Genomic DNA, 229 nt, shown 5'->3' with positions numbered 1-229 from the left:
TAAACTTCAGCGCCGTGGCCGAGGAACAGCTTACCGCGATCCTGCAGACCGAACAGCGCGAACGCTACCGCTTTACCCTGACCGTTGGAGATCAGTACGCCGTTGTTACGCTGGCCCACTTCGCCCGGACGAACGTCGTCGTAGTGGCTGAAGGTGGAGTACAGCAGACCGGTACCGGAGGTCATGGTCATGAACTCTGAACGGAAGCCGATCAGACCGCGGCTTGGGA

At 59.8% G+C, this 229-nt stretch carries 1 pseudogene; it reads right to left on the bottom strand.

Annotated elements, in window-relative coordinates:
- Window positions 1-229 (bottom strand): annotated as a pseudogene (locus ACODJP_RS14550) (translational GTPase TypA); the annotation flags it as partial.

It is taken from the genome of Pleomorphochaeta sp. DL1XJH-081 (assembly GCF_049310885.1).
Lineage (GTDB): Bacteria > Spirochaetota > Spirochaetia > Sphaerochaetales > Sphaerochaetaceae > CAYZJV01.
The sequence above is the reverse complement of the archived record's forward strand: the minus strand, read 5'-3'. Positions and strand labels throughout refer to the sequence as shown.